Genomic DNA, 6,741 nt, shown 5'->3' with positions numbered 1-6,741 from the left:
CACCCCCGCCCGAAGCCCGGTTAGTCAACCCCCAAGCCGGCGTCGCGGGCGCGGGCCACTGCTTCGGCGCGGGTGCTGACCTGGAGCTTGTCGAAGATGTGGCCGACGTGGTTGCGGACGGTCTTCTCCGCGACCATCAGCTCCCGGGCGACGCGGTGGTTGTTGAAGCCGCGGGCGACCAGGTCGAGCACCTCGCGCTCGCGCGCGGTGAGCATGGGCAGGACGGGCGCGGCGCCGGATCGGCGGGCGCCGCTGAGCAGGGCGGCGACCCGTCCGGCGATCTCGGGGCCGAACACCGCGCCGCCTTCGGCGACCGTGCGGACGGCGTGCAGGACGGCGTCGCGGCCCGCGCCCTTGACGAGGTAGCCGCGGGCGCCCGCCGACAGGGCGTGCAGCAGGCTGTCGTCGTCGGCGGACATCGTCAGCATCAGCACCGGGACGTCCGGGGCCCGGCCGGCGAGCACGCGGGTCGCCTCGATGCCCGAGACGTCGGGGAGCGCGATGTCCATGAGCACCACGTCCGGGCGGTGGGCGGCGACCGCGTCCGGCACCTCGCCCGCGGTCTCCGCCTCGGCCACCACGCGGATGTCCCCGGCGGTGTCGAGGGCGCCGCGCAGGCCGGCGCGGAACAGCGGATGATCGTCCACGATCAGGACTCGCACGACCGGCTTCTCGTCCACAGCAGAATACTAGGCGGCAGCGCGCGACTACAGTAGGTGATATCGGAGGCGGCGTACTCGGGCTCCTCTGGGGCCGGGTGCCCAGGTGCCCGGGACACCGGGCGGGCGATCGTGGACGGATGAGCGGGATTCGCCCGGTCAGCGCGATGGATCCGGCGGGAGGCGGGCGCCATGTCGAGCGTTGCGGTTCGGGGGGACCTCAGGGGGCGGCACGCCGGCCTGCCGCGGCCGGACCTGTTCGCGGCCGCCGCGACCTGCGGGCTGGCGCTGGCCGCGCTGGTGGCGTGGGGCGGGCTGGTGCTGGCGCAGTTGGAGGACGGGACGTACCCGGCGGGGATCGTCCTCCAGGACGCCGCGCCCGTGCTCGTGGGCGTCACGCTGGCCGCCGCCGGGCTGCTGATCATCGCGCACCGGTCCGGGCAGGTCGTCGGCTGGCTGCTGCTCACCACCGCGCTCGGCATGATCACCGCGCGGACGGCGGTGACCGCGGTGTCCGCCCATCCGGGGGTGCCGTCCCAGGTGACGGCGGCGCTGCTGGTGTGGGTCGCGGGCGGCGTCCTGCACACGGTGATGATCGGCACGCTGCCGCTGCTGCTCCCGGCCGGGCGGCTCCCCCACCGGCGGCTGCGCTGGTACGTCGCGGCCGTCGCCGCGTGGGGCGTGCTGCAGTGGTACCTGCCCGTCGCGCACGAGACGGTCCAGTACGGCATCGCGAACCCGCTGGGGCAGGGGGCGCTCGGCCGGGCGGCCCACGGGATGTACGACGCGCTGCACCTGGTGATCGAGGCGTCCAGCATCGTGCTCATCGCGATCGGCGTGGCGGTGATGCTGCCGCGGTGGCGCCGCGCGGACGGTCCGGAGCGGCGGCGGACGGCCGCGTTCATGGTGCCGTTCGTGGTGTGGGTGCTCATGCTGAGGGTCGACTACCGGCTCCAGCTGGAAGGGTGGCCGCGCCTGCTGCTGCTGGGCGGCGGCGCGGTGCTGTGGTCGGCCGCCATCGGCTACGCCTTCACCCGTGACCGGCTCTGGACGATCGACCGGTCCGCGCGGCATCTGCTGACCGCGTTCGTCCTGACCGCGGTCTTGCTGGTGCTCTACGCGACGGCGATCGCGGTCGTGTCGTCGGCCTCGTCCGACGCGCGCGGCCCCGGCGCGGTCGCGCTGGCCTGCCTGACGTTCGTGGTCGGCGTCGCGCTGCGGCCGACGGCGCGCTGGTGCTCGCGGGCCGTCGACCGGCTGTACTACGGCGAGCGCACCCGGCCGTACCAGCTCGTCCGGGACCTGGCCGAGCGGCTCAGCCGGACGGTCCGGCCGCAGGACGCGCCCGCGATGCTGTGCACGACGGTCGTGGACGGGCTGCGCCTGCCCGGGGCCCGGCTCGCCGTCCCGACCCGCGGCGGGCCGCGCGAGCTGGCCCGCGCGGGCGAGCCCGGCGAGGCGGACGCGGCGTTCGAGCTGGCCTACGACGGCGCGGTCATCGGGAACCTGCACGTCCGGCCGCGGGACGGCGACACCGCCCTGGACGGCCAGGACCGCGAGGTCCTGCAGTTCCTGGCCGACCAGGCGGCGCCGGCGGTGGCGTCCCTGCGCCTGTACGAGGACCTGCGGGCCGGCCGCGAGCAGCTCATCACGGCGCGGGAGGAGGAGCGCCGGCGGCTGCGCCGCGACATCCACGACGGCGTGGGGCCCGCCCTGTCGGCGCTGCGGCTGCGGATCGACACCGCCCAGTCGCTCATCCCTCCCGGTGAGCCCGCCGCCGCGTCGCTGGAGGAGATCTCGGGCGACGTCGCCCAGCTGATCGACGACGTCCGGCGCGTGTCGGAGGGCCTGGTCCCCGGTGCGCTGGCCGAGGTCGGGCTGAGCGGCGCCGTCCGGCGGCTCGCCGAGCGCGTCTCGGGCCGGGCGCCCCGGGTCGCCGTGCGGCTGGTGCCCGACCCGCTGCCCGAGCTGCCCGCCGCCACCGAGGCCGCCGCCTACCAGATCACCGCGGAGGCGATCACCAATGTGGTGCGCCACGCCGCCGCGCGGCGCGCCGAGGTGACGCTGGCGGCCGAGGAGGGCGCCCTGCGCATCGAGGTCAGCGACGACGGCACCGGCATTCCCGCGCGCCGGGACCGCGCGGGGGTCGGGCTCCAGTCGATGGCCGAGCGCGCGGCGGAGCTCGGCGGGAAGTTCACCATCTCCAGCGACGTGCGGGGCACCGTGGTGCGGGCGACGCTGCCGCCCCCGGTGCCCCCGCCGCCGGACCGCCGTCCCGCCCGCTAGGGCGCCGCCTCGGGCGCGGCGGGTTCACGGGCGGCCGGTTCCCGTGCCGGCCAGTCGATCGGCGGGAAGCAGTCGCGGTCCGGGCAGTGGGGCAGGCAGGTGGGCGGGCAGTGCAGCAGGCACCCCGCCGCCAGGCCGTCCCTCGTCAGGCCGGCCGGCGGGCATGACCGCGGGCCGGCGGGTGGGCCCGGATCGGCCGCCGCCGCGCCCGCCGGGACGGCGCAGGCGGCGAGCAGCAGCGCCGCGACGAGACCGCAGCGGGCCAGTGAGCCCCTCATGAAGACCTCCGAATCGACTATCGATGACCAGATGACTACGTGGCGTAATCATACGTTGGCGAACGGGCGACCGGCCACGCGTTTTTCCCGCCGCCTGTCACATTCGGCGCGCCCGATCCATCTCCTGTTGTGACGGCCGACGAGGAGGCTTGGAGGAGAGCATGTGCGCCAGCGTGGAAGGCAGCGCGCAGAGACGCTTCGATCTGACGATGCTGCACGCCGCATACGACGCGTTCCGGCGCGACATGGCGCGGATGGAGGCCGCCGATGCCGGCGATGCCACGGCGCTGCGGAACGGGTGGGCCGTCTTCCGGTTCCACTGGTACGCCCAGCACTCCGCGGAGGGGCGCTCGCTGTGGACGGCCATGCGCGCGCGGATGGCCGCCGACCACAGGCCGCCGCGGGCCCTCACCGTCCTGGACGCCCTGGACGCGCAGGCCGTGCGGCTCGTCCCGCTGATGGACGCGGTGGACGCGGCGCTGGAACACGGCGACCGCCGCGTCCTCGCCCGGTACGCGCGGGAGCTGCCCGAGGCCGTGCGCGTTCACCTCGACTTCAAGGAGGCGAACGCGCTGCCGCTCATCCACGGCACGCTCACCCCGTTCGAGTGGGGGACGTTCGACGTCGAGTTCCGGCGGGAGGTCGGGGTAAGGGGGCTCGGCGTGTTCCTGCCCTGGCTGCTGGACGGCGCCTCGGAGGCCACCCGCCGCGCCGTCCTGGGGCTGCTGCCCCCGCCGGTCCGGCTCGTCTACCGGACGACCTGGCTTCCCCGGTACCTGCGCCGGAGGCGGTGGTCCGCCCCGCCGGTCGTGTGACGAGCCGCACACCGGGGGATGTCACATCCGTCCCTCCCGATCGGTCTTATGCCCAGAGCTCGACGAAAGGACTGTGACGATGGCGGGGACACGGGCGCCGGGCGGCGGCCAGGCGGGCACGCGGAAGGCGCCGAGGACCGTGGACGCCACGGCGCGGGCGCTGGACGAGCGGTTCGGCACGACCGGATTCGCCCGCAAGGCCCTGCGCAAGGCGTTCCCGGACCAGTGGAGCTTCCTGGTCGGCGAGATCGCGATGTACTCGTTCGTGATCATCCTGCTGACCGGGGTGTTCCTGACGCTGTTCTTCAAGCCGAGCATGCACGAGGTCATCTACGACGGCTCCTACACCAAGCTGCGCGGCGTGGAGATGAGCGAGGCGTACGCCTCGTCCCTGAAGATCAGCTTCGATGTCCGGGGCGGGCTGCTGGTCCGGCAGATCCACCACTGGTCGACGCTCATCTTCATGGGCGCGATCCTCGTCCACCTGCTGCGCAACTTCTTCACCGGCGCGTTCCGCAAGCCCCGCGAGCTGAACTGGGTGCTCGGCGTCACGATGTTCATGCTGGTGATGCTGAACGGGCTGTTCGGCTACTCGCTCCCGGACGACCTGCTGTCGGGCACCGGCATCCGGATCCTCGAAGGCGTGCTCGCCTCGATCCCGCTGGTGGGGTCGTACGCCGTGATGTTCCTGTTCGGCGGGGAGTTCCCGGGCAACGACATCATCCCGCGCCTGTACGTCATCCATGTCCTGCTCATCCCCGGGATCCTCGCCGCGCTGATCCCGCTGCACGCCATCGTGCTGACCTGGCGGCAGACGCACACGCAGTTCCCCGGCCGGGGCAGCTCGAACACCACCGTCCGCGGCTATCCGTTCTTCCCGGTGTTCATGGCCAAGACCTCGGCGCTGTTCCTGTGGGTGCTCGGCGTCACCACGCTGCTGGCCGCGTTCGTCCAGATCAACCCGATCTGGCTGTTCGGCCCGTACGACCCGGGCGCGATCAGCGCGGGGTCCCAGCCCGACTGGTACATGGGCTGGCTGGAGGGCGCCCTGCGGATCATGCCGGCCTGGGAGATCACCGCGTGGGGCCACACGGTCACGCTGAGCGTGATCATTCCCTCCCTCGTCGTGCCCGGGATCCTGTTCACCGGGCTGGGCGCCTACCCGTTCCTGGAGCGCTGGGTGACCGGCGACCACCAGGTCCACCACCTGCTCGACCGGCCCCGCGACGTCCCGGCGCGGATGGGCGTGGGCGTCGGCGGCGTGGTCTTCTACGGGCTGCTGTGGCTGGCGGGCGGCAACGACGTCCTCGCGCAGCGCTTCGACGTCTCGCTGTTCTGGACGACCTGGTTCTTCCGCTTCGCCGTGATCCTCGGGCCGGTGCTGGGCTACATCGTCGCCTACCGCATCGCCGTGGGCCTTCAGCGCCGCGACCTCGGCCTGGTCCGGCACGGGCTGGAGACCGGCATCGTCCGGCAGTCGCCCGAGGGCGGGTTCTCCGAGGTCGAGCGGCACCTGCCGGACGAGGCGGTCGCGGCGATCACCGACCCGCGCCCGGCGGCCGCGGTGCCGCTGGACGTCCCGCCGCCGGTCGGCGACGTCGAGAGCCCCCGCGCGCGGAGCCGCGCCGCCCGGATCCGCGCCGCGCTCAACCGCCGCTTCCGGGCCGACCTCGCCCACCCCGGGCCCACCGCCGAGGCGCCGGCCCTGGAGGAGGCGAGGCCGCTCGCGGACTCGGAGACGGCCCCGCCGGGAAGCTGACGCGCACGTCGAGCCCGCCGCCCGCCCGGGGCCGGACGTCGAGCTCGGCGCCGTGGGCGGCGGCGATGGCGGCGACGATGGACAGGCCGAGCCCCAGCCCGTCGCCCGTCCGGCCGGGCTCCAGGCGCCGGAACGGCTGGAAGAGGACTTCGACCTGGTCGGGCGCGACGACCGGTCCCGTGTTGGTGACGCGCAGGGCCGGGCGGCCCCCGCGCTCGCCGGTCCAGACGCGGACCCGGCCGTCCGACGTGTTGTGGCGGACGGCGTTGTCGGCGAGGTTGGCGACCAGCCGCTCGACGAGCCTCGGATCCCCCTCGGTGCGCGCCGGGTTCAGGTCGGCCTCGACCACGGGCCCTTCGCCGCGCTCCCGGGCGAGGACGGCGGCGGCGACGTCGGACAGGTCCACCTCGTCGCGGCGCTCCAGGCCGCGCTGGCCCCGTGCGAGGGTGAGGAGGGCGGCGATGAGCCGTTCCTGCCGCCGGTTGCTGTCCAGGACGCGCAGGCAGGCGGTCCGGAGCGTCCCGGCGCCCGCGCCGGTGTCGGCGAGCGTCACCTCCAGCAGGCTCCGCTCGAAGGTGAGCGGGGTGCGCAGCTCGTGGGAGGCGTTGGCGACGAACGCGCGCTGGGCCTCGAACGCCGCCTCCAGCCGGTCCAGCAGCCCGTCGACGGTGTCGGCGAGGTCCTTGACCTCGTCCGCCGGGCCCTGGACGGCGAGGCGCCGGTGCAGGCTGCGGTCGGAGATCTCCCGCGCGGTGAGCGCCATCGCCCGGAGCGGGCGCAGCGCACGCCCGGCCATCAGCCAGCCCAGCCCCACCGCCACCACCGTCATGAAGGCCAGCGCGAGGCCGCCCGCCAGGGCGAACTGCTCCAGGTCGAACTCCCCGGACGCGATCTCGGGCGGCCTCGCGCTGGCCTTCATGACGGTGGTGGCGGTGGGGCTGGGC

6 protein-coding genes are annotated in these 6,741 nt (G+C 74.6%); 3 read left to right on the top strand and 3 right to left on the bottom strand.

Going from position 1 to position 6,741, the window contains the following annotated elements; translation table 11 throughout:
- Positions 1 to 20 precede the first annotated feature (20 nt).
- A complete protein-coding gene (locus E1298_RS42310) occupies positions 21 to 680 on the bottom strand; it encodes a response regulator (protein WP_207945171.1) in 660 nt (219 codons plus the stop codon).
- A gap of 171 nt (positions 681 to 851) precedes the next feature.
- Here E1298_RS42310 and E1298_RS42305 point away from each other — a divergent pair, with 171 nt between their 5' ends.
- Entirely contained in the window at positions 852 to 2,945 is a 2,094-nt protein-coding gene (locus E1298_RS42305) for a sensor histidine kinase (protein WP_131903019.1), read from the top strand.
- On the opposite strand, the gene E1298_RS42300 is transcribed toward E1298_RS42305, so the two are convergent.
- A complete protein-coding gene (locus E1298_RS42300; protein WP_131903018.1) occupies positions 2,942 to 3,223 on the bottom strand; it encodes a hypothetical protein in 282 nt (93 codons plus the stop codon). The genes E1298_RS42305 and E1298_RS42300 overlap by 4 nt on opposite strands.
- A gap of 209 nt (positions 3,224 to 3,432) precedes the next feature.
- On the opposite strand from E1298_RS42300, the gene E1298_RS42295 reads away from it, so the two are divergent.
- Both E1298_RS42295 and qcrB read left to right on the top strand, forming a co-directional pair.
- On the top strand, positions 3,433 to 4,038 hold the full coding sequence (locus E1298_RS42295; RefSeq protein ID WP_131903017.1) for a hemerythrin domain-containing protein: 606 nt from the start codon (positions 3,433 to 3,435) through the stop codon (positions 4,036 to 4,038).
- A gap of 79 nt (positions 4,039 to 4,117) precedes the next feature.
- Positions 4,118 to 5,797, top strand: coding sequence for a cytochrome bc1 complex cytochrome b subunit (qcrB, locus tag E1298_RS42290; protein WP_131903016.1), 1,680 nt, complete (start codon positions 4,118 to 4,120; stop codon positions 5,795 to 5,797).
- Here qcrB and E1298_RS42285 read toward each other — a convergent pair.
- Positions 5,685 to 6,741: sensor histidine kinase (locus E1298_RS42285; protein WP_131903015.1), on the bottom strand; the 1,057-nt coding region annotated here is incomplete at its 5' end. The two genes, qcrB and E1298_RS42285, sit on opposite strands and share 113 nt — an antisense overlap.

The organism is Actinomadura rubrisoli (genome assembly GCF_004349215.1).
GTDB lineage: Bacteria > Actinomycetota > Actinomycetes > Streptosporangiales > Streptosporangiaceae > Spirillospora > Spirillospora rubrisoli.
This window is presented reverse-complemented; position numbering and strand designations above follow the sequence as displayed.